The following is a 24,365-nucleotide window of genomic DNA, read 5'->3' on the forward strand; positions in this document are numbered from 1 at the left end:
CTGAGAATGCTGAGAATGCTGAGAATGCTGAGAATGCTGAGAATGCTGAGAATGCTGAGAATAATCATGAAGAGCGTGGGCTTAATCTGCAAGCATTAACAGAAAACATTGAAAAAATTGATAATGACCAGAATTTTATATATCTAGAAGCAGTATCGACTGCCATATCTGAGATCACTCTAGCAGTACACAATAGCTATAGACAGCCAGATGATAATCCTCAAAACCTACTGAGATTAATATTACAGGTATTACAAAGAAGGCCAGTCCCTCGGCTTTCTATGACTATTAGTAAATCAGAATTAGCAAAAAAACCACTCATCATGCAATTGCTCATTCTTATGCAACATTCTATCAATGAACATCAGCATGACTACCTACAGAAACGGTTAATTTGGCTAGCCATAGCAATGCACACCAGTGTGATGCTGACGCAGCACTGGCCAAAACAGCAAACCAAAAATATACTAATGCAATTCAAACAGGCGCAGTTTTCAGGATCTTCTAGACGAACATGGATTTGGCGTGAACTACCTGATTTACCTCAAATGACCATGAGTGTGGAAAGCATACTCACCATTTTCACTGTTCTATTAGAGCAGCAAAAAAGTGCATATGAATTGTTAAATGATCAGCAAGCTACTCATACCGAAGAAAAGAAAGTGGCAAAAGATAAACTGAGCCAAATAGAAAAAATAACGACCGCCTATAAAAATGCGCATACGTCACGCAAGCCTAGACCTAAGTATAAGAAACCGCCTAAACATATTAAAATTATAGCCATCAACTTAGCAGATAAAACATCGAGATTACCCTTAGACTCTACTGCAACGAGTCACAACTGGAATACCACGCCTAGCAATGATACATGGAGTAACACACGTGATGATATAGAACACAGCGCTATCGCCATAGATCTTGCATTTTTAGACGCTAATACTGAAAGCCATGAAGGGTTAACCACCAGCTTTGAAGAGCGTATTGACCACCATGAGGCACCCTATGTCAGCTATGGCGAATATCCAAACCCGTTAATCAAACACTCTATACCGCTCCAAACTATAGATTTATCGCTACAGCAAAACTATATGTCTCAGCGCAATCTCGCGCTTAACTCTAACACGCGCTTACTCTCTCTTGCCGGCTACCAAGCGTTATTTGCTGCGCTCAACCAAGACGCCAGCACCTTACCAGAAACAGAGACTGATAAAACCTGTGCGGGTATTTTACTGTTATCTATGATTACTGGACTGCCAGTTAAATCCTTACTAATACCTGGCTATATCGGTCATCCTGATATTTTCAAAATTAAAGGTAAAAAGTATTACATTGAACACAGCTTAGGTATTACCGAAAAGTCCACAAGCCAAACATTGCTCGAAAATGATTATGAAAATACTTTTGATACCATCAAAGTTCCACTGCCGTTGTGGCTGATAGATGATTTACTTGCTTGTGAGTTGCCATTAAAAGAAGATTTTACGGCTTATCTTGCCACCTTACGTAGCAGCCTTGGATTGCCTTACCTGTCCGTCAATCGTATAGAGACCGCACTACATGTCGTGCTCTCTCGTTATACACCTGATTGTCATGCGCATATCGCTGATATCATCTGTCGCACGCCTGCGTCCCATGCTCCTGCGATGTACTATAGTAGCCACACTAGCGAAGCACTTATGGATCACTATAAATCAGCACTGAGCATATTTAATAGCAGTAGCAATTTTGACCTAACTTATATCACCGCTTGGCGCAAATATACAGTGGGATCAGGGTTTGCGTTGAAGATTGAAACAGTTTGCGACATCATAAATGAGATGAAGTACTGGACCGATCAAAGTTCAAATGATGAGGAGCACTTTAACAGAACCAGTATTTTTGTATGGTTTGTCTTTTGCCTTTTAACCGGCGTGCGACCAAACAACGGTCTTGGCAAGATGTACGATATCGATCTTGATATGGGTTGGCTGCTCATCAATGACAAGCCTGTTAAGAAGGTCAAAAGTGATCGTCTCATTCCGCTATGCCCCACACTTATACGCCATCTAACAGACTATAGAGCGTATTTGATTAATTATCAGGCAAAGCACCAAGATTATCATGACATCAGCGCTATCATTGACAATATCCGTTTGGGTAATGATGAAGCACTATTAAAGCTGTTGTATGAGCGAGCTCCTACTGCTAACTCCCCTACTCTTAAAGACATTAAGCGTGGCGATGCTTATCATATGACGAAGCACATCATTGACGCCAATCCCTACTGGACACGCCACTTTGTTCGTACGCAGCTTGAAAAGCTTGGCGTTTCCTTATCGCTGATTAACACGGTTATTGGTCACGAAAAAGCTCGTCAAGAAGTATTGGGGCGCTTCTCATCAAGTAGTAAAGCAGATATTAAGCGTGTGGCGTCCGTGTTTGAAAAGATCGCAGCACAGCTTGGGTTATCAGATATCACAATCAACCATTACCCTAATTCAAATCATGTTGGCACAAGCACTGCAGAGGTTGACCATGCTAATAAATGAAATACAGCTGCCAAAAATTATTGATGGCTTAGCAAAGTTTGATGGTAGGAAAAAGCGCTACGTGCCTTACCCATCTATACTCAAAGACAGTGACACGGCAAGGACACGTGAGATACAGCTACTCGCCGACTTACAAACCGAATGGGAGTCGTTGAAAAAGATTCATCCTGGAAGGATCGGATTCATAAAGTCTTTCAGTAAATATTATCAACAAGCACTTTGGCCCAATGAACGCATCTTTTCATTTTCGCCAAGCTCTAGCGATTATTTTGATTTGTCATGGCTATCTTGGAGTCAATCTTTAAGCCAGTTTCAGGGAGCGCTTTATAAGCAACTGGAACCATTGTCTCAAGAAGGATTTGATGAGTTTCAGTCAATCATTGAAAACAAAATTGCAAAAGCTTACGAGTCATCTAGAACACTCAAACATGTCTGGCAAGTCGTCGTTAAGTTTGTTGACTATCAAAACAAGTACCATATGCTTGCTGAGCATCACTATCCTAAGATAATCGCGCCACAGCCTACTAAAATCAATCCACTAATTACAAATACAGCTTGGTTAAAAGACGGTAAGGCGCTGGTCAAAATTATTCGCGCAGTAGAGCATAATTGGAAGCAAACAGCCGATTATAGCCAAGATCAGATTATAGGCTGGCTGATATTCTCAGGAATTGTATATGGTGGCATCAACGAGATACAAATGCTTCAAGGGTGGCTTATCTCATTGCTCACCAAAGAATATCAGCCATTCATCAAAGAAAGGATAATGGTCTCGCCGCGCTTTGTACAAAAGCGCTTTGGTAACGAACGAGAAGAAGAAAGTGACCAGCTTTATAACACCAAGCAAATCGTTGTAGATATGGTCAGTCAGTGTTGGCTGATGCGTTACCATAAAAGCAGCAGTCCAGCAGAGACTACACATATCATTGCCAAGCTGTCAGAAGATAAGATAAAACAATATTTGACCGTGGCTTTATCTAACGTGATCAAGCCTTTGGGTATTAAGCCACTTCCCTTTTCAAGATTTTTATATTACGCCAGTTATTACTGGGAGGAGCTAGAAGGTGCTGATATAGATCATGCTTCAGTTGGCGTACTGCGAGGTATGCATAATACTGCAGGACTGAGTACGCAGGACTTTGGTCGGTTTTTGAACCAAACATATCAGTATAAAGAGGATCCGTATGATCTAGAACATATTTTGACGCTGTCTATCAGCAAAAACTCTGTTAATCAAAACGAGACATCTAGTAGTAGTTCTACCAAAAAGATAGAGGTTAGAAAGTCTGATTTAATTATGAATCTGACTAAAGACTTCAAAATAGATAAAAAACAGAAACAGAAAAAAACCAGCAAAAAGCCGCCTACTCTTATCGAAAGAGTACAAAAACGCTATGAACAATACGATGACTTAAGTGAAAAAATTTTATTAGATTGGGTACTAAGTTTACTCAATCGAAAAGAGATAAAATCGCTTAGTAATGAGTCTATTTTAAAATATATTAAAACTATAGGCTATGAATGGTTATATTTCACGACAGCGCAGCCGCTTGATATTTGGTCAGAGGAAGAGTTTGAAGAGCTCTATGAAGATATTTTAGAGTATAAAGCTGTCGTACGTAATAATACTGACATTGTATATTCTGCCAATTTATTGAAGAGTATGCACAACTTTGCTAAGAGCAAATACAACCTACCCTCCGTGAACTTCCAACATACCAAAAATGGTCGGCGTGTACGTGCAGAGCTGATATCACCGCAAGCGTACCAAGCCATTATCATACAGATACTGGGTTCTGTAGATATATTGGAGCGAGAGATGTTCGCGCTTTTATTTATCTTAGTCTATCGTACTGGCATGCGCAAAAAAGAGCTGCTGGGACTTAAGTATAACGATCTCGAAGGCTTGAAAACAGCTTTACCATCAGTGGTAATCAGGCCCAGCAGCTATCGTCCAACTAAGACTCAAAGTAGTATTCGCCGCGTTCCCTTATTTGCCCTCCTCAAACCTGATGAGCTAAGTTTTTTTATTAACTTTGTGCAGAGTAATATTGGCGATAGTTCAAACAAATTTATCTTTACCTTATCATCAGATCAACGTCCTATTGATGACCATGTTCCTTTACAATTACTCAAACGAGTCTTAAAAGACATTTCGGTAGATGATAATGTTACAGAGCATACCTTTCATGGGTTTAGGCATACGGCAGTGAGTAACCTATCTCTGGTGCTAGTAGGCCATTCAGATCTCGTAGAAGCCCTCACCGATTATGACGAAAGCGACGTACTGCGTATAAAAGAAGGCCTACTCGGGGAGCATATCAAGGGACAAGATCGTTGGTACGCTCTATCAGGTATTATGGGGCACTTATCGCCTGAGCGGAGCTTTGAGTATTACAACCATTTTGCCACGCTGATGGCGACCTATGCGCTTAGTAAAGCAGATATAAAACTGCCAAATCGAACGCTGTATAACATAACAGATTTCACTAATAAAAAGCTTAAGGAAAATAATGCGACTGTCCATAATAGTAGCGTCAGCATACCTAGTATTCGTACACTTTTATTTAAAAATATCGTAGAGGGCAAACGCAAGTCACCGAAATTTACGGTCGAAAGCCGTGATAAGCAATTTCTCTTGAGTACCAATACGCCAGTCACTGATGAATTGTTTGGTCGTTATGGTCTAAACCGAGTACAGCTGCTACTACAGACCTATGATAAAGAGATGCCTTTAAGTAAAGCAGCCCAGTTAGCAAATATTTCTATTCACGATGCAAAGGTTCTAATAGAACGTGCGAGCGAGGTTGCCAACATCACTACCAAACGTGGTAAACCTCGCTTTGTAAAGTTCATAGACTCAGAAACTACTGTCTTAAGTCCACTGAACATTCAATACCAAAGTGACTTAAGATTGCTATCGCTTTTGCTAAGTAATGCCTACCGTCTACGAGAAAAGTCAGGAACTGACTGGACTTGGTTTATTGAGATATGTCGTGAAAAACTGTCTGTTAGCAGAGCACACCTACCATTTAGAAAAGAAAATGAGAAAGAGTTGCAGCGGTTCATTGATATCGCTAAGAAACTGCTGCCTTTGAAACGTTGGCTGGTGAGTAGCAACGAAGCTTTATTGATGAAAACCATGTCATCTACTGACTATCAAGACATTAAGCAGCAATCTAATGAGTCGAAAAATGCTTTCCATATCGGTATTGCTAGTCAAGACCATAGAGAGCAAACGAATAAATGGCAATACTCGCCGCTACTACGGTTTTTTGTACATATGATGCTGATTACAGATGAAAAGCTATCTATTGTGAGTTAAGTTTTTTGTATCCAAAGTCATTTGTCATAAGACCCGTTATGGGAACAATGGATGATCCTGTAATAGGAGCTTAAAGATTACACTGTAGTCTAATAATATCGGAATTTGAATTGCTGATATACTAGTGGTGTGCTCCAAAGTGTATGTATCGAGCTATTCAAACTATTTGGTTAATAGAAAAAATAACTACTTAGTACATTAAAAAATTTGTAATCATGACTATCAGTCTATAATATGACCAACAGTCACAGAAACAATTGGGCAATATATATGGGAATTCAAGAGCGCAAACTCCGTGAGTTTGAGAACCGTGGTCAAGAAATTCTAGATGCAGCTTTGAGCTTATTTGAATCAGATGACTGGGAACAGGTTACGGTTGAGCAGATTGCGCAAAAATCTGAAGTTGGTAAAGGCACTATTTATAAACATTTTGAGAGTAAGAGTGAGATCTATGTACGGCTTGCCATTCGTTTTCAAAAGCATATAGCTAGCGAGATAAATCTTATCGATACTTCCTTACCCGTACTTGACCGATTGCGTTGCTACATAAAGGTAGCATGGGAGATACATCTCTCTAGCAAAGAACTACATCGGGTCTTTATGTTTTGTAGTCGAGCTGAGTTTCGCTCGCAACTGCCTAGTCAACTACTTAGCGATATGCAGGACGCTGAATTACAAGTCGGTAGCTATACTTATCAGCTGATGACTGAAGGTATAGAGCAAGGCTTATTTGCAAACAAACCTATTCATTTATTGATATTTGGACTTCAATCTATATTTTGGGGTTCGATACAGCTTATTTGGAGTGGTTATCTTGGCGACATTGATCATGAAGAGCACTTAGAGGAAGTCACTAGTTTTATGATAGCTGGCCTGGTTCATCACAACTTACCTATCCCTACAACTAATCAAAACTGCTAGAACAGTTTTGATTTTGTACTGATATAACTTATAGAATTTTTTTATTCATTGGTGACTGACAGTCACATATAGACCATTAGTATTAAGAGAAAATAATCATGAACCCTCATACAAACACCGTCAAAACCTCACCTTACTATTTCGTCAATGCACCACTAACTATGCTAGTGATGATAACAACTTTAGGTATGACTACTACCGCTAATGCTGAAGCAGAATTAGTCAAGAAAAATGATTCTAAATCAATTTTTACCCTTGGTGCAGGTGTAGCTTACGTACCAGAGTATGAGGGATCAGAGGATTATAAGGTCAGTGCTTTACCAGTGATCAGTTACCGTAATGGACGTTTCTTTGCAGGGGCCCTAGGTGGTATAGGTTATGACCTCTCAAGCAAAGAGAACTTGTCTTTTGGTCCTGTCCTCTCTTATCAGTTCGGACGTGAAGAAAGTGACAATGAGCGTTTAGAAGGTCTTGGTGATATTGACCCTAGTGCTACTCTTGGAGCTTTTGCACGTTGGAATTTACAACCATTTTCTTTGAACAGTACTGTCAAACACAGCTTAGGCGGCGATGCTAACGGTGCTCAGATCAAACTAGGTGCTGGTTATACGCTACCTCTTAATACGAAGGATATTATTAATTTTGAAGCGTCTATAGACTGGTCTGATCAAGAAGTAATGGAAGCTTACTTCGGTGTTTCTCCAGTACAGTCGAGCCGCTCTGGTCTAGACGAGTATGAGGTGAGCTCCGGTATCAGACGCTATGGTCTAGGGGCTTCTTGGGTACACACATTTACTCCAAACGTATTTTCAACGCTAAATGCAGGGATTTATCAGTTAGGTAGTGAAGCAGCGGATAGTCCTATTACGACGTCAGATACGGGTGGTCTAATAGGTGCAAGTGTCGGTTATAAATTTTAATAATCAATTTATTATCTAACGGACATAGTGTATACGGCAACAAATAATATCTCAGTTTGGTGTGCCTTAAAGCTTAGTAAAGCTTCCATAAGTACCACAAGGTAATCAATAGAGTGTGCCTTGTTACGCTGCAATATATAGAGAATTACAATGAATATTAAATACTGGATTCTACCCTTCAGTTTCGTGATGATCCTCCTGATAGGGTGTTCAAAAGAAGAAAATGCCCCTGAAACCAATACTAAAGAACTAGGTACAAGAACAGTTAGCGTAGACTCTATAATTCTGCGCCCTATGACGGGAAGCGTGACTGCTTCTGGATTACTGTTGCCACGTGAAGAAGTAGCTGTTGGTTCCGAGATATCAGGTTATCGAGTTTCCGAATTATTGGTTGATGAGGGGGCAACCGTTAAAAAAAACGAAGTGTTGGCGCGCCTAGATCCAAGTCTACTGTTAGCTAAGATTGCTCAAGCTGAAGCCAATCTTTCTCAAGCAAAAACCACTGCAAACCAGTCACGTGCTGAGTCTGATCGTCTTAAAGGTTACGAAGATATAGGTGCCTTTTCGGAGGAAGAGATCGCTACTAGAGTTGCCAAAGCAGAGAATGCAGAGGCTGGTGTTGATGTCGCTCAGGCCCAGCTGAATGAATTACAAACACAGAAGCAACGTATGGAAATACGTGCTCCAGTTGATGGATTCGTGCTTGAGCGTCAAGTACGCCTTGGCGATGTTTCAGGTCAATCTCAACCAATGTTTCGCCTTGCTAGTAATAGTTTGATCGAAATGGATGCAGAAGTACCGGAAGATGACCTTGCTACTATTACTGTTGGTCAAGAAGCAACAGTAATATTGCCCTCAGGCACTGAGTTACAAGGTAAGGTAAGACTACTATCCCCTCGCATTGATCCACAAACGAAACTTGGTCGTGTGCGGGTGCAACTTTTGACTCACCCTGAACTAAGAGCCGGTGGTTATGCAAAAGTTGTTTTTGGGCAAGTCTCTACACCAGTTCCTGCAGTACCTGAAAAAGCGGTGCAGTTTGAGGCCAGCGGTTCGTTATTAATTGTTATTGATGACAACAACCTAGCGCGTCGCGTCGCAATCGAGACGGGTGCTCGAAATGATGGTTTTGTTGAAGTAAAAACAGGACCAGCGGTAGGTACCCGTGTCGCATTAGGGGGCGGCGCTTTCTTACTTGATGGCGACCCAGTTAAACCAATTAGCAAAGCAAGTACACCTGATGATATATCTGACAATACTGACTCAGACACAAAGGTGAATTCATGAATTTGCGCATTTCAGCATGGGCAATTCGTAACCCGATACCAGTTGCCCTTTTGTTTATTGTACTCATTATTGCAGGAATGAGCGGTTATCGCGCGCTACCTATTAAACTTTATCCAGACGTTTCATTTCCAATTGTGCAGGTAAACGTGACACTGTCAGGCGCAGCAGCAAGCGAAGTTGAAACTCAGATTACCCGAACCGTTGAAGCCGCAGTGTCTAATGTTTCTGGTGTCAAACATGTGCAGTCCGTTGTCACACAGGGTGTTTCATCAAGTACTATCGAGTTTGAAATTGGCGAAGATCCACAAGAAGCAACAGATGAAGTCCGTTCAGCCATTGATCGTATCAGAAGCAGCCTTCCTAACAGTATTGAAGAGCCTATTGTACAACGCTTTGATGTTGACTCGGCACCTATCGTTACCTATGCCGTATCTACTGAAACCATGACCGATGTCGAGCTAAGCTGGTTTGTGGAAGATACAGTTGCACGCGATTTGATTACACAAGAAGGGGTGGCACAAGTTGATCTGGTGGGTGGTGTTAACCGAGAGATTAACGTCACACTCGATCCCAGTCGCCTTCAAGCATTAGGTTTGACAGCGCCCAATATTAACGATGCATTACGTACGTCAAGTACTGACGTACCTGGTGGACGCTCTGAAATCGGTGAACGAGAACAAACCGTACGCGTATTGGGTGCTGCTGAGTCTGTACAAGCATTAAACGATTTGGTTATTCCTAGTGTCAGTGGCAACACCGTTCAGTTATCTGATATTGCTACCGTTTCTAGTGGCCCAGCCGAAAGACGCGGTTTCGCCTCACTAAACGGACAATCAGTTGTCGGTTTCCAAGTTAAAAAAACCAAAGCCGCTTCTGATGTAGCGGTTGCAGAAGCAATTGCTAATGCGACCAAGCAATTAGCAGAAGACTATCCTGATGTGACATTTGAGCGCATTGTGTCAACAGCAACCAGTACCCAAAATAGCTTTACGGCGACTTTAAGTGCTTTAATAGAAGGCATGTTGCTTGCTGCTATCGTGGTATTTTTGTTTTTACGCAATTGGCGTGCAACCTTAATTGCTGCTGCAGCAATGCCCATTTCTCTCATCCCTACTTTTGCAGTAATGAGCTGGATGGGTTTTAGCTTAAACATGATCACCCTACTCGCTTTGACATTGGTCATCGGTATTTTGGTTGATGATGCTATCGTTGAAGTCGAGAATATTCAAAAACGTATTGAAACAGGTCAAAGTCCATATGAAGCATCGTTAGTAGGTGCTGATGAAATTGGACTCGCGGTTGTGGCGACGACAGCAACGATTGTTGTCGTATTTTTGCCAGTATCCTTGATGGGTGGTTTCGCTGGGCAGTTTTTTAAAGAGTTTGGTTTTACCGTCGCTATTTCAGTATTGTTCTCGCTATTAGTGGCACGCTTATTGACTCCATTAATGGCGGCATATTTGTTGAAACCATCGACAAAACCACACAAACCAAAACCTTTTAAAGGTCTCTATCGTAGAGTGCTTGATCTTGCACTTGTATACCGCTGGACATCACTTGGACTAGCAGGAATATTACTCGGAGGCTCTGTCTTTTTAGCCACATTACTACCAACTGGCGTGACGCCACCACAAGACAACGGTATCGTGCAACTCTCAATAGAAGGCGCACCTGGTGCCACCTTAGAGGACATGCGCCGTAGTAATAACGTCTTAACAGACAAACTACTGGATCTAAGTGATGTCAAAGCAGTATTTACCTCTATCGGCTCAAGTTCGAATAATGGAGATGTGGGCTCTGGACAAGCAACTGTACTTCTTAACGAGGATAGATCTCAATCGACCCAGTCTTTCCAAAGTTCATTAGATGCTTTATTACTAAGTGTCCCCGACGTACGTATTGGGTTTGGTCAGGCAGGTGGCGGCGGTAGTACGACGCTACAAATTGTCTTAGCCAGTGAGAATGCCGATGCACTGTCTGAGTCGGCTCTCAAGCTTGAACGCGAAATGCGAGGTCTTAATGAGCTTAGCAACGTGCACCAAGTCACACCCAGACCAAGCTCTGAGCTGATCATAACACCTAAGCCTTCTGAAGCAGCTCGTCTAGGTATAACCTCTAGCACGCTTGGCTCGATTATTCGGGTCGCCACTCTCGGCGATGTAGATTCTAATACTGCAAAATTCAATACTGGTGATCAGCGCCTACCTATTCGAGTGCGTTTGCCTGATAGTGCCCGTACAGACTTAACAACAATCGGAAATCTAGAGATACCAACATCCAATGGTACCTCGGTGCCCTTGTCGGCAGTTGCTGATATCAGCTTTCAGCCTGGAGCGTCACGCATTGACCGCTATGATCGTAAACGCCGTGCAACGATTGAGGCACAGCTCAATGGTGTCACCTTAGGAGAGGCGACGGCTGCCGTTAACGAGTTAGAAGCTCTTAAGAATTTGCCATCTGACGTGACTCAACCAGCTTTTGGTGAGAGTGAGACCATGAATGAGCTTTTTGCTAGCTTTGGCTTTGCAATTCTTGCTGGTATTGGTTTGATCTACGGAGTAATGGTGTTGTTATTCAAAAGTTTCTTTAAGCCAATTACAATCTTGGCGGCATTACCTTTATCACTAGCAGGTGCCTTTTTAGGTCTATTGATAGCAGGTAGTTCGCTTGATCTATCGGCCTTGATTGGCTTATTAATGCTTATGGGTCTAGCAGCTAAAAACTCCATCTTATTAGTCGAATTTACCATCGAAGCTGAAAATAAAGGCGCTTCACAAAGAGAAGCATTACTCTCGGCTTGCCGTGAACGTGCGCGTCCAATTGTGATGACAACGATAGCAATGGCTGCAGGGATGGTTCCTACTGCCCTAGCACTGGGCGAAGGGTCAGAGTTTCGTGCGCCTATGGCCATTGCGGTTATAGGCGGACTCATCAGCTCGACATTGCTATCGCTCGTATTAGTACCAGTGGTATATGAGTTGATTGAAGATTTTGAAATATGGATGAAGCCAAAATTGGCTAAATTGGTTGTGCTGCCAGAAAAGACTGACCTGGAAGCAGCCGCCGCAAAAAAAGCAAACAATGAGTAGGAGTAATATTCTACTTAGTAAAAGCATTCGCTCACTTGAGCGTTTATAGTCAAAACCTTTAGCAGACAGCTATTGAGAAGCGTCCGCGAGGTTTTGCAAAACTTGAAAGTTGATAAATATAATATAAGGATGAAATTATGTTAAAACAAATAACTGCTCCAGACCATGTGATCGCGCTATCTCTTGATGGCACACTAACGGGTGAAGGTCTACAAGAGTATCGCAAGGTTCTTGAAAAGAAACTAGAAGCCTATGACCACATTGGCCTCTACGTCGATATTACAAACCTCACCGACATGACTGCAAATTCGATAGTAGAAGGCACTAAAGCGGATATGGAGCTTTTTAGTCATATCAAGCAGCTTAATAAATGTGCTTTTATATCTGACAAAGAATGGCCAGAAGCCGTCATTTCAGTAACAGATCGGTTTTTTCCTACCATAGAGATGAAAGTATTTCCTTCGAGTAAAAAAGAAGAAGCTTTGAGCTGGGCAGCAGAAAAGATTGAGCAGCCTGTAAGTAAAGAAGGGGCTATCCGCTTCTTGCCTACCAACAAAGATGACGTGCTTGCTTTTGAGATTGATGGCGTGTTGTCTGCAAATGAGATGCCGAGCATTACGAAAAAACTTGAGAAATTTCTTAGCGGTCATGACAAAGTAAGATTGATGGCTCGAATGAAAAATTTCGATGGTTTCGATCCCTCTATTCTTATACAAAGTAGCGGTTTACTGTCAATGAAAATTGATGCGATGAATAAAGTCGAGCGTTACGCCATCGTTGGCGCACCTAACTGGATAAACAAAATCGTTGAAACGGCAAATCCAGTATTTCCACAAGTGGACATCAAAACCTTTACTGCCGATCAGGAAAATGAGGCGCTTGCTTGGCTTGATGCTGAGCTGGTGAAATAGCCTTTATAGAACGATAACTGACATATTTGCTTTTACTGGACAGCTCTTCAAAAGAAGAGCTGCTCTATTTGTAAGTCGAACTAATAATATTGGCTCAACGAGACACTTACATACTTACGTTAAAAACGTTTTGATATGCTCTCATATGTTAAAAATTAATGCTCTTATATTCTATTGATATGACTTGGAACACGATTAAATGATGAGGAAACACGCTAAAACTACGTGGGCTTTTGTGATTATAACCAGTATTTTGACGGCGTTCATTATATTATGGGCTATAAGGATACTGTTTGGTATTGGTTGATTATCTGCTTAATATAACCAACATTTTTACATCTAGTTTAAAGAGCATCACCTCTACTTTCTATAGGTAATTCCATGATAGCTGACACGTCATATTTACTAATAGGTCGTTTAGCCTTACAAGCCAATACTACCAAAGACACTGTGCGCCATTATCATGATATGGGCTTACTAAGATCCCGAAAGCGCCAAGCAGGTTCACGTCTATACACTGAGTTTCATCCGGAATGTGTCGAGCGTATCGACCTGATCAAAAATGCACAAGCTGTCGGTTTTAATCTTAACGAACTCAAAGTCTGGTTGAATGATTATTACGATGGCACTCTCGATATTGATAAGCAAATGGATGTAATTTCCAAAAAGATTGCTCAAGCAAAACAGCAACAAGCTAACTTGTTAAGCATTATCGATCAGCTCAGTGCTTATCAAAAGAGTCTCAAACAAATGAAATAAGACACTAGTAGACCTGCTCCGAAAAAGGCTACTAATAAAATAACCAGCTAAAAATTTCCATTATTGTTTTATAGGGTGATGGAGCTTTGTCACACATAATAGCAGCAAAAAATTATTATGCTTTAGTAGGTGGAAAGATAGAATAGCTGTTTTTAACAAAGGTATAGCACGATAAAGCGATAAGTACCGCAATTCCAAAAAGTAAAACTAGCTGAATTATCCATGCCATCGAGGGCGCAATTAAACCGTTAGCGTAGGAGCTATGGATACCAAAATATGCCCAAGCCACTGCAATAGGAAAGACTGCATTGCGATAGCGCATTACGTATCCTACAACGACAGCGACTATAAATATCAATACTACAATCGTCCAAACTGAGCTGGAAATACCAAAGCCATCTACTCCTTGCTGAACTAAAAATATAGCATTGTTTAAAATAGTTGCTACAAACACCCAAGAAGCATAAAGGGTAAAAGCGGTTCCTGCTAAAGTAGATACCATACCAACTCGCGCGTTATAGGTTCTATGCACAATAGTCATTAGAGACACTAATATACCTACTATAAAAATAGTCGATAGCCCTACTCTCTCATAAGAAAAAGCGACGATCCATGCCATGTTAAATAAACTACTGATAACGAACAACCCAGATATTCGTGCAATAATCTTAGTGACTGCTGGATCTTTTCTCTTTAAAAAAAGAGTCACAAGTGTTGCAAATATAAGAGTATAAATGACGCCCCAAATTGAAAAAGCGAAACCATTCGGGGTAAGAAGCGTTTTATATTTCTCTGAGACAGCCGCCTGCCCCATGCCATTGAAAAATCCAGACGATCCTAGATAATTGACTGCTAAAGTGGCAAAAAGAACGAGTAAATTGACAACTGTCCACACGGTAACTTTTTTATAGTTTGACTCAATCATTATTTATGCGCCCCTTTATATTATGATACTGACAACAGTATCTAGAAAACCTGAAATATGACAACATTTTTTTTAATTATTATAAACATTACAAATATAGTCAGTTCAAAATAGAACTGTTATGGCCAGGACAAATATCATAAAGTAATTTAGATAAGTCATTTTGCATCCAGCCTTGGCGTAGAAACTTCACCTGTGCCCATTTCTTTTCGATCGGATTCAGGTCAGGACTGTAAGGCGGCAGCCAAAGAATACGATGGCCATGCCTATTCAGGAGTTTTTGAATGCATTTGTTCTTATGAAATCTAGCATTGTCCATCACGATCATGCATTTTGTTTTAAGACTTGGGATCAATGTGTGTTTGCACCAATGATAAAATATGCTGCTATTAATGTTGGTCTCAAAGTAATCAAGCGCAAATAGCATTTTTTCATAAAGAGCACCAATGACATTAGTGTGCTTTCTTGCTTGCCAGTTGTAACTATCAATACAAGGTTTGCCTATCAGTGCATATCCGTAAGGGCGAATGGTTTCCGCCTCAAAGCCACTTTCGTCCATATACACAATGGGATAGCCTTGCTGCAGAAAGCTATCAAGCTTACTCTGATATACCGCTCTTTTTATCGGACAGGCTTTTGGATGTTCCAAGATCTTTTTTTTGACTGATTCCAAGGCGCTTTAAGGCGTGATAAACTGCTGTTTTACTACAGTTTAAGAGACGAGCTCGCTCATACTGGTAATCATCAGGATGTTCTTTGACATCATTAAGTAGCAGGTCATCAGGTATTTTATAGGGTTTGGTTTGCCTTGTCGTTTTGCTATGAACACGTTTCTTCCAGTTTTGTATGGTGGTTGGGCTGAGATTATAGAAAATAGCAGCTTCAGCAAAGGTCACTACAATAGTAGATGCAATAAGAATAGATTCTCAACGAACACACATATTTTTTGTTCTAAGAGAGGCTTGAGTAGAGGTAAAAATACTATAAAAATATAGTGCCCAAATACGAGTTAAATTTTATTATATTGTAATTTACATTGTGATTATTCAATCGGATAATATTTACAGGCTATTAATATCAATGTTTGTAAGATATTGTCAGGATATACACTTTGGTAGATCTACCTTGACATGGTAGAGGTCAGCAGTTCGAATCTGCTTATGCCTACCAAATTTAGAAAGCCCCGATCTCACGATTGGGGCTTTTTTTGTCCGTGAAATATCGGCTGTAGCGGAAAATACTTGCTTACATCGACTCATAGTCATGAGTATACAATCAGATTTAAATCATTCAAAAAAGTGACGGTGACCAAAACGTGACCGACCCTTAAAAACTATTAAAGTTAAAATCCTCTTTTTGACCTCTACTTTAAACTCTAGGCTAGAACCTATTTCTTAGTATTTTTTCTTTATTCTCTTTAAGCGGCAATCTGATGAATTGAGAAATGCTATCCATATCGGTATTGCTAGTTAAGACCATAGAGATCAAACGAACAAGTCGCAGCACTCACCGCTACTATGTTTTTTTTGTGCATATAATGCTGATTAAAGATGAGAAACTCTCTATTACGAATTAAGTTTTTTGTCTCAAAACCCTTTACCACAACCACCGTTATGGGAACATATTCCAATGTAATGGTAAACGCTGACCTAACTAAATAAGTCTCCGACAATCCCGAGGCGGTTCATTATTATCGTATTAATGATTCCTGTTGTGATTTTAAGCTTAAAATCATTTTATAAGTCCTAACCTATAGTTGTCTTTTATAAGATTTATTCAGCACAATTATTTCTATAAACCTTTCTTATGAAAAATCATAAATCATGTCCCAAAAACCTCTATTCTTGACTGCGAATTTGCTGAATCACATCCGCAAGCGTTGAACCTTTTAGCTCTTCTCTTAAAGCATCTTCTACCCGATGCAAGATCGGATTAATTGCTGATTGAATATGCATTCCTACCAAACAGCGCTCACTGGTATCTTGATGCACATCAAACAATGCTTGCGACTTATTGTCTGCATATACCGCATCATATACCGCTAATAGTGGAATCTGCTCTGGTGATTTCGTTAAACGCGCACCAGCAACCCCAGCTTGTGTATGAATCAGTCCTGCTGCTTTTAATAGACTCATGATCTTACGAATCACCGCTGGATTGGTATTAACACTGGAGGCAATAAAGCTTGATGACGTTACCTCATCTTGATAGATATCCAATACCGCCAAGATATGAATCCCGACTGAAAAACGTGTCGTAATAGACATAGCGCTTCTTCCCTACTTGTTTATTTAATAATCTACAGAGTAACATTTTGAGCAACTCACTAGTTTTAACATTTTACGGTCTAAACATATTTATAAAAAGACAATAGTTGTCCAATGAAAATTATTAGTTGACTTTAATGAGTCTTCATTTTATCATACCTGTAACTTAAATAGTTACAGGTTAAATTATTATTGAATATTGGTTTCAATATTAACCTCAACATTTCAATACTCATCATTAATAAATAGGAATATATTATGAAAATTGCAATTATCGGTGCTACAGGTCAGGCTGGACGTTTGGTTATGCAAGAAGCTTTAGATCGCGGCCACAGTGTTACCGCTATTGTTCGTAGTCCAGAAAAACTGGCACAAGAAAGTCCGATCGCCGTGGTCGAAAAAGATATATTTACGTTGACCACTACAGATTTGACGCCATACGATGTAGTGGTTAATGCGTTTAATGCGACGTTTGGTACGGAAGAGCAACACGCAAGCGCAGGTCATGTATTGATTGAGGCGCTAAAAGGCCAAACCAATACTCGCCTTGTTGTTGTCGGTAGCGGTGGTAGCTTGTTCACTGATGAGAGTCGCAGCGAGCGTGTTCATGAATCGGCCGGTTTCCCTGCTCAGTTCTTAGATACGGCATTACAGATGCGCAAAAATTTGGAAGAGCTTCAAAGTACGTCAGATTTGAATTGGGCCTATCTCAGCCCTTGCGGTCTATTCGATGCAGAAGGTAAGCGTACAGGCCGTTATGATACGGGTACCGATGTGGCCTTAGTAAATAGCAAAGGTGAAGCTTATACCAGCTATGCTGATTTTGCTATTGCTATGCTTGACGAGATTGAGCAGCCTGAACACCGTAACGAGCGTTATGCGGTGGTCTCTGAGTCTTAAGTAGTCGATTACGCCTACCAGATTCGAAAAGCCCCAATCTTAAGATTAGGGCTTTTTTGTCCGTGAAATATGGGCTGTAGAGAAAAATACTTGCTCACATCGAGTCATAGTCATGATTATGAAATCAGCTTTTAATTATTAGATTTTATTAAAGTGGTTTGATATTTATAATGTTGTCTCTAATCATCAAGTAACGACTCTGAAAATGCCAGGCTATTGCGTCGCTTGCCCCTACTCATGGCACACTTGTCATCGCATCATCTGTTTATCAAAATCGTCTCTACGATCGCTGCAGTATAGTACGTCTTATTTTTCACAGTGAACCACTGAGACTATCTAATGACTGCTAAAGTTTAATAGTTGATATTTATTTATATCTCTGTTAGATTTTAACTCGATACATAATGTATCGTTTTATATGAAGATGTATTTAAATAATACCTAACCATTTAGTGCTTGCACATCATGTTGCTATAGCAGTTGTATGAGTCATATTTCGTTCATGCTAAGGATAGCTACTATGAACAATAATTCAGTTAAAACTCTTACAAGTTAAAACTCTTCAAGTACCGCTCAAACAGTATTGACTTGCATGATAAAGCCCCAGTTATATATGTTCGATGCTATGAGTACTCTTTTATATCGAGAATAAGTCGAGTCGTATATATCGCTGTAAACATTATAGTCACTAGCCCTAATGCTATGTCTGAGGAATAGTTAGCTATCAGAGAGCCTTTACGCTATGACATGAAGTACTTTCATTTTTTCGTCATTCGCTACGACATTTTCCCGTCTAAATAGCAACTTCTGAGAAAGTTTTATCAAATAATAACTAGACTAAATTCTGTTTATCAGAAGCATTATCTTACGAGCAGAGTTTAATTTTACAGCGTATTTTTCCATGGAAGGAAATTGAAATTATGAGCATTTTTGCTATTTTTTTGTCTTTGTCACTCTTAATATATTTTGCCTATAGAGGTGTCAGCGTATTAGTCTTGGCGCCCTTACTCGCTATTTTAGCTGTTGTTTTAAGTGGCGATAGTAGTCAAACCATGGGTATTTATACTGAAGTATTTATGCAGGGGCTTGGTGGCTTTGCTGTGAAATATTTCCCGCTATTTATCTTAGGTGCTATTTTTGGCAAGTTGATGGAAGATTCTGGTTACGCCTATAGCATCGCACGTAACATAGTGGATAAGCTGGGAGACAAACATGCTTTGTTGGCCGTAGTCTTAGCCTGTTCAATCTTGACGTATGGAGGTGTATCAGCCTTTGTCGTTACTTTCGCAATATATCCCATTGCTGCCGCCCTATTTAAGCAAACAAACATACCTAAAAGACTGATACCCGGAGCCATCTGTATTGGCGCTCTAACCTTGACCATGACCGCACTACCTGGTTCACCTGCTATTCATAATGTTATACCGATGCCTTATTTTGAGACCGATGCGTTTGCAGCTCCTGGTTTAGGAATTATTGCCTCGATAGTTATGCTAGGCGGAGGTATGTTGTGGATGAATCGCCAAACGCGTATTGCGAGTGCAAATAATGAAGGTTATGGAAATCATACGTTAAATGAAAAAGAGCCTCACTCAGGTATCGATATACCCAATTTTTGGCTCGCATTGTCTCCTATTCTCATTGTGATAATAGGCAACTACGCTTTTTCAAAAATTATAATACCGTTATGGAACAATAGTTACTTAGCTGACGAAAAGTTTGGTGGTGTAGCGTTAAGTTCAGTTATTGGTATTTGGGCCATTATTTTATCGTTATTCTTAGCTTGTGTGTTTGTTATTGCTTCGAGTTTCAAAAGAATAGATAGTGTGGCAGAAAGCCTAAACAAAGGTGCCACCGGATCTTTACTACCTATTTTTAATACAGCTTCAGAAGTAGGCTATGGCTCTGTGATTGCCACTCTTGCAGGTTTCGCTATTATCAAACAATCTCTTATGGGCATTTCACCTGGAAACCCTCTTATATCAGAAGCGATTATGGTCAACGTTTTAGCTGGTATTACTGGATCAGCTTCAGGTGGATTGGGGATAGCGCTAGAAATTATGGGTGCAAGCTATATGCAACTGGCGGAACAATATAATATTGACCCCGAATTAATGCATCGTATTGCTTCTTTGGCCTCTGGCGGTTTGGATTCATTACCACATAATGGGGCAATAATAACAATGCTAACTATCTGTGGTTTGACCCATAGAGAGTCCTACAAAGACATATTTGCTACTGCTGTGATCATTCCTTTAATTGCTCTCATTCTTGTTATCATACTCGGCACTATATTTGGGTCTTTTTAGAAAGACAGACCAGTATCTGAACTATAGAAGGGGTTGTTTAGCCTTGCAATCAATTCCGTAGAGTTAAACTTGGAAGTTTTAGTTACGCAGCCCGACAATGAAAGTCAAACCGCACCTACTTTAGCTGTCTATAGCCTAAAATCTTTTGAATGTTCGTTTCACTGCGAGCATAGCTCTCATCTTGCGTCCGGGCGAAGTAGCACTTCGCCCTATCCCTACTCATTCAATATTCCTCGTTCTTTCTCGGTAACTCTTATCTGTCGTTTGAGGCGCTTGCTCTCTTCCATCACGGCCATAAACTATAGACCGTACTACTCAGTCCGTCCAAGCTTGTTTTGATTGGCTTTTTATGCCAGTTCGATAGTATTTACATAGCGATGCCAAGTTGCCTTGCAGTAGCTGAAATATCGCCATTATTATCTGCTATATTTTTGACAACTTCGGTTTCGGCTTTGAATTCTGCACTGTAGGTTTTGATTTCGTTGGTCATGATAAAATGCTGTGAATATGCTTAGCTTACCGAATTTACTTGTACAGTTTTTTCAGCACAGCTCAATAGAAGAAACTCTTGCTTACATCAACTTATACTCATAACTATTTAATCAACTCTAGATTGCTTAAAAAAGTTATGGTAACTAAGTCGCGATCGACCTCTATCAATATCTAACACAATTGTAGATTGCTATAGTGGAACGACTGATATTAGACTATTAAAACCTTGATACTTATTACAGGCTGTTCAAACACCTTCTACGTTGACGCTGTATTACCACATTTTTCTAAAGTAAGTCATGGCATCCATACTTTATGAGTTACCACTATGTTTAACTTCGATATTAGTCTAAATGTTCTGCTATATCATGCCTTCCAATTAGGTATTGCTTTTATATTGTCACTACCAATCGCTCTCAACCGTGAACTTGCAGATAATGGTGCAGGTTTAAGGACTTTTCCTTTGGTGACAATAGCCTCGTGTGCTTTCATGCTAGTTGGCATGGATATTTACCAAGAGGCCGATGCTGAGGCTAGAATTATGTACGGCATAATCACTGGAATGGGTTTTATTGGTGGTGGCGCCATCTTCAAGAATGAAGATGGCGCGAAGGGTACTGCTACTGCGGCTGGATTGTGGAATACAGCTGCCATTGGAATATCAGTGGCTTATGGTCGCTATGAGATTGCCATCATCTTGTCAGTTGTTGGTTTTTTAATCCTACAATTCTCAAAACCTTTTAAACCAAAACCTTAACGACATAACTCTTAGTTATAGCAACAGAGAATCAAACCGCCATTTTAACAAGAACTTCATACTTACTTTGTTTTGGACAGAGCGTTTAGTGGTTGAGCTCCTTTGAACCTTAGCAGGCGCAAAGCATTGAGAGTCACTAGTATCGTTGCACCAGTGTCCGCTATCACAGCAATCCATAGTCCGGTAATACCTAGTAAAGTAGTGATCAGAAACACGGCCTTTAATCCTAGAGCAAAAACCACATTTTGATGTATGTTAGCCATGGTTGCACGCGACAATGCAATGAGATGAGCCACGTCTGTAACACGGCTTTTCAATAGTGCAATATCGGCTGTTTCGATAGCAACATCCGTCCCGCCTCCCATGGCAATGCCCACGTCTGCTGTTGCTAATGCTGGCGCATCATTAATACCATCGCCAATCATCGCTACCTTGCTATTACCTTTCCTCTCATTGAGCAAGTGTAGTTTGTCTTCAGGTAAGAGTTCAGCTTCGCACTCTATATTTAAGTGACTAGCAAGAGCCTGAGCGGTCAGATAGTTGTCACCTGTCAGCATCATGGAATGCACACCCATCGCTTTGAGCTGGGCCACTCCTTCTTGAGCATCATCCCGCAACTCATCTCGTAGCGCTATCAATCCAAGCACTTCACCGCTTTGCTCATCGAACAAAACTGAGACAGTCTTGCCTTCCTTTTGCAATACTTCAATGTCTGCCTGTTGGTCGGTTGACAGCAGACCTTCATCAATTACGTAAACTGGTGACCCAATGGCTAGAGGACGCCCAGCTACCGTTGCGTGTACTGCTTTCCCCGCGGTAGCATAAGCTTTGGAAGCCACTGGTATAGATATATGAGCGGCTTTAGCATGATCAATAATGGCTTTTGCAAGTGGATGGCTAGAGGCGGATTCAACGCTAGCAAACAGTGCCAGCAGCTCACTCTGTTTCTCAGATCCTATGTATTTTTGGTCTGGGCGTTTCTGTGTAAAGGCAATAACGTCGGTAACTCGAGGCTTACCTTCAGTTAATGTGCCCGTCTTATCAAAAGCGACGACATTCACACGACCCATAGTCTCTAAAGCGCTGCCACCTTTGATCAGCAATCCGCGACGTGTACCGACAGCCAACCCTGACGCGATGGCTGCTGGAGTGGATAGTACCAGCGCGCAAGGACACGCGATTAGCAATAGTGCAAAACCACGATATAGCCACGTCGACCATTCACCTCCCATCGCTAGCGGCGGAACAAGGATAACCAGTGCAGCAATAGCCATCACCGCTGGGGTGTAATAACGACTAAACTTTTCAATGAAACGCGCCGTAGGGGCTTTAGAGGCTTGCGCCTGCTCTACCAGATTGATAATGCGTGCAATGGTATTGTCAGCAGCTGTCTTTTGTACACGAATTTGCAGCGCTCCATCCACATTGATGGACCCTGCAAATACCGTATTACCTATCGCCTTGGCAACGGGTATTGATTCGCCCGTTACTGGAGAATCATCTAGACTAGAGTTACCTTGAACAATAACACCATCAGCAGATACTTTATCTCCAGGACGTACCAATACCAAGTCATCGACCTGCAACGAGCCTACAGGAACGGTATGCTGCCTGCCTTGTGCATCAAGTAGAATCGCAGTTTTGGGAACCAATGATGCCAGTGCTCTGATGCCAGCACGGGCACGATCAGCCGCCACACTTTCTAACAATTCACCGACAGAGAACAAAAAGACAACCGCCGCCGCCTCTTCAGCTTCACCAATGATAAGCGCGCCAATTGCCGCGATAGACATCAACATTTCAATCGAAAAAGGACTACCAGTCATCGCTAGAACTACAGACTTTCGAGCGAAGGGGAAAACACCCACAATGACGGCAATAGCAAATACCCACGTGCCGTAATCAGGAAAGATTAGTGCTAGCGTGTAGGCAACGCTCATCAATACGCCGAGACCAATTACCTGCTTACCTTTTTTAGTTTGCCACCAACGCTGTTGCTGCGTATTCAATTGATTGTCACTATCGTTATCTGCTGCATTTGCTTGATCAGTAGTGGCAGATATACCAAATCCCAGACGCTTGATGGTCTTTTCGATATCGCGGTACTGAGTATCTGAATCAGGGGCAAGCGATAGCTCTAACTTTTCAGTAGCAAAATTAAGCTGTATGTCAGAAACACCCGGCATACGTGCTAGTGCAGTTTCAATCTTTCTGACACAACTGGCACAGTCCATACCTTCAATATGATATTGCATAAACAACTGCCTCATTATAAGAATTCATTTGATAACGTATTGTGAACCCTCTAGTGGCTTCAGAGTCAAGGCCACTTTTATATGGCTGTATAAACTTGATTTTCGTAATACCAAACCTTATAGTTGCTTTAATGTTTTAATTTTAAGATAACGTTGAGAAAGCTATGCTAATAAAAATCGGAGAGCTCGCTAAACGTACGGGTGCAACAGTAGAGACCATTCGCTATTATGAAAAAGAGAAGCTATTACCAGAGCCTTTCCGTAGCGAAGGGAATTATCGCTTGTATCGCGAAAGTCATATTGAGCGCCTACAGTTTATTTTGCACTGTCGCACACTCGATATGACATTGGATGAAGTACGAACGTTACTTAAGTACTGGGAAGAACCTAGCAGAGGCTGCGGTGATGTAGATGACCTGTTAGATGAACATATTCAGGCTGTGGAAACACGTATAAAAGAGCTGAAACAGTTAAAAAAACATCTGAGTGTTTTACGGAAGAAATGCGATAGTGAAACTCCAGCGAAGTCATGTGGCATATTGGACGCCCTTGCTGACAATTCCTGTCATGAAAACCTACATGAAGCATATTAAATATTGTCTGTATGGATACAAGTAATTAGTACTTTTTTATCGTTATATATAACGTCTCCACTACCTATTAACTATTTTGCTACCATTTAATAGCATACGATTATTCGTGTGCTCAGGGATGCTGTAT

General features: G+C 40.9%; 17 protein-coding genes, 1 tRNA gene and 1 pseudogene. 13 read left to right on the plus strand and 6 right to left on the minus strand.

What is annotated here, in order from left to right:
• From ACT3QN_RS12180 to ACT3QN_RS12215, 8 genes are all read left to right on the plus strand, one after another.
• Positions 1 to 2,528, plus strand: a 2,528-nt coding sequence (locus ACT3QN_RS12180; protein WP_444523917.1) for a hypothetical protein, incomplete at its 5' end; no start/stop codon positions are given.
• Positions 2,515 to 5,853, plus strand: a complete 3,339-nt coding sequence (locus ACT3QN_RS12185; protein WP_444523916.1) for a tyrosine-type recombinase/integrase — start codon at positions 2,515 to 2,517, stop codon at positions 5,851 to 5,853. The genes ACT3QN_RS12180 and ACT3QN_RS12185, both read left to right, overlap by 14 nt.
• Positions 5,854 to 6,123: 270 nt before the next feature.
• Entirely contained in the window at positions 6,124 to 6,774 is a 651-nt protein-coding gene (locus tag ACT3QN_RS12190; protein WP_444523915.1) for a TetR/AcrR family transcriptional regulator, read from the plus strand.
• A gap of 98 nt (positions 6,775 to 6,872) precedes the next feature.
• Entirely contained in the window at positions 6,873 to 7,694 is an 822-nt protein-coding gene (locus ACT3QN_RS12195; RefSeq protein ID WP_444523914.1) for a MipA/OmpV family protein, read from the plus strand.
• A gap of 150 nt (positions 7,695 to 7,844) precedes the next feature.
• Entirely contained in the window at positions 7,845 to 8,981 is a 1,137-nt protein-coding gene (locus tag ACT3QN_RS12200) for an efflux RND transporter periplasmic adaptor subunit (RefSeq protein WP_444529257.1), read from the plus strand.
• Positions 8,978 to 12,070, plus strand: coding sequence for an efflux RND transporter permease subunit (locus tag ACT3QN_RS12205; protein WP_444523912.1), 3,093 nt, complete (start codon positions 8,978 to 8,980; stop codon positions 12,068 to 12,070). The genes ACT3QN_RS12200 and ACT3QN_RS12205 overlap by 4 nt, the downstream gene beginning before the upstream one ends.
• Positions 12,071 to 12,207: 137 nt before the next feature.
• On the plus strand, positions 12,208 to 12,981 hold the full coding sequence (locus tag ACT3QN_RS12210; protein WP_444520581.1) for an STAS/SEC14 domain-containing protein: 774 nt from the start codon (positions 12,208 to 12,210) through the stop codon (positions 12,979 to 12,981).
• A 381-nt stretch (positions 12,982 to 13,362) separates the two neighbouring features.
• Positions 13,363 to 13,740, plus strand: a complete 378-nt coding sequence (locus ACT3QN_RS12215) for a MerR family transcriptional regulator (protein WP_444523911.1) — start codon at positions 13,363 to 13,365, stop codon at positions 13,738 to 13,740.
• A 115-nt stretch (positions 13,741 to 13,855) separates the two neighbouring features.
• Here ACT3QN_RS12215 and ACT3QN_RS12220 read toward each other — a convergent pair whose 3' ends face one another.
• From ACT3QN_RS12220 to ACT3QN_RS12230, 3 genes are all read right to left on the minus strand, one after another.
• A complete protein-coding gene (locus ACT3QN_RS12220; protein ID WP_444523910.1) occupies positions 13,856 to 14,665 on the minus strand; it encodes a tryptophan-rich sensory protein in 810 nt (269 codons plus the stop codon).
• 100 nt (positions 14,666 to 14,765) lie between these two features.
• Entirely contained in the window at positions 14,766 to 15,338 is a 573-nt protein-coding gene (locus ACT3QN_RS12225; RefSeq protein WP_444523909.1) for an IS630 family transposase, read from the minus strand.
• Entirely contained in the window at positions 15,265 to 15,561 is a 297-nt protein-coding gene (locus ACT3QN_RS12230) for an IS630 transposase-related protein (protein ID WP_444523908.1), read from the minus strand. The genes ACT3QN_RS12225 and ACT3QN_RS12230 overlap by 74 nt, the downstream gene beginning before the upstream one ends.
• Before the next feature lie 203 nt (positions 15,562 to 15,764).
• Between ACT3QN_RS12230 and ACT3QN_RS12235 the strand changes: the two genes are divergently transcribed.
• A tRNA-Ser gene (locus tag ACT3QN_RS12235) sits at positions 15,765 to 15,835 on the plus strand.
• 668 nt (positions 15,836 to 16,503) lie between these two features.
• Here the strand turns inward: ACT3QN_RS12235 and ACT3QN_RS12240 are convergent.
• Positions 16,504 to 16,932, minus strand: coding sequence for an Rrf2 family transcriptional regulator (locus tag ACT3QN_RS12240; protein ID WP_444523865.1), 429 nt, complete (start codon positions 16,930 to 16,932; stop codon positions 16,504 to 16,506).
• Positions 16,933 to 17,190: 258 nt separating this feature from the next.
• Here ACT3QN_RS12240 and ACT3QN_RS12245 point away from each other — a divergent pair, with 258 nt between their 5' ends.
• On the plus strand, positions 17,191 to 17,832 hold the full coding sequence (locus tag ACT3QN_RS12245; protein ID WP_444523864.1) for an NAD(P)-dependent oxidoreductase: 642 nt from the start codon (positions 17,191 to 17,193) through the stop codon (positions 17,830 to 17,832).
• Between the two features lie 917 nt (positions 17,833 to 18,749).
• Positions 18,750 to 20,141 carry a GntP family permease gene (locus tag ACT3QN_RS12250; protein WP_444523866.1) on the plus strand — a complete coding sequence of 464 codons (1,392 nt, stop codon included), beginning with the start codon at positions 18,750 to 18,752 and terminating at the stop codon, positions 20,139 to 20,141.
• 218 nt (positions 20,142 to 20,359) lie between these two features.
• Here ACT3QN_RS12250 and ACT3QN_RS12255 read toward each other — a convergent pair.
• Positions 20,360 to 20,631: pseudogene (locus tag ACT3QN_RS12255) on the minus strand (transposase); the annotation flags it as partial.
• 330 nt (positions 20,632 to 20,961) lie between these two features.
• On the opposite strand from ACT3QN_RS12255, the gene ACT3QN_RS12260 reads away from it, so the two are divergent.
• On the plus strand, positions 20,962 to 21,390 hold the full coding sequence (locus ACT3QN_RS12260) for an MgtC/SapB family protein (RefSeq protein ID WP_444520574.1): 429 nt from the start codon (positions 20,962 to 20,964) through the stop codon (positions 21,388 to 21,390).
• A gap of 62 nt (positions 21,391 to 21,452) precedes the next feature.
• Here the strand turns inward: ACT3QN_RS12260 and ACT3QN_RS12265 are convergent, their stop codons facing one another.
• A complete protein-coding gene (locus tag ACT3QN_RS12265) occupies positions 21,453 to 23,645 on the minus strand; it encodes a heavy metal translocating P-type ATPase (protein WP_444523863.1) in 2,193 nt (730 codons plus the stop codon).
• Positions 23,646 to 23,809: 164 nt separating this feature from the next.
• Between ACT3QN_RS12265 and cadR the strand changes: the two genes are divergently transcribed.
• Positions 23,810 to 24,238 (plus strand): Cd(II)/Pb(II)-responsive transcriptional regulator, encoded by a 429-nt coding sequence (gene cadR / locus ACT3QN_RS12270; protein ID WP_444523862.1) that lies wholly within the window; start codon positions 23,810 to 23,812, stop codon positions 24,236 to 24,238.
• Positions 24,239 to 24,365 lie beyond the last annotated feature (127 nt).

Source organism: Psychrobacter sp. AOP7-C1-14 (genome assembly GCF_052376135.1).
Taxonomy (GTDB): Bacteria; Pseudomonadota; Gammaproteobacteria; order Pseudomonadales; family Moraxellaceae; genus Psychrobacter.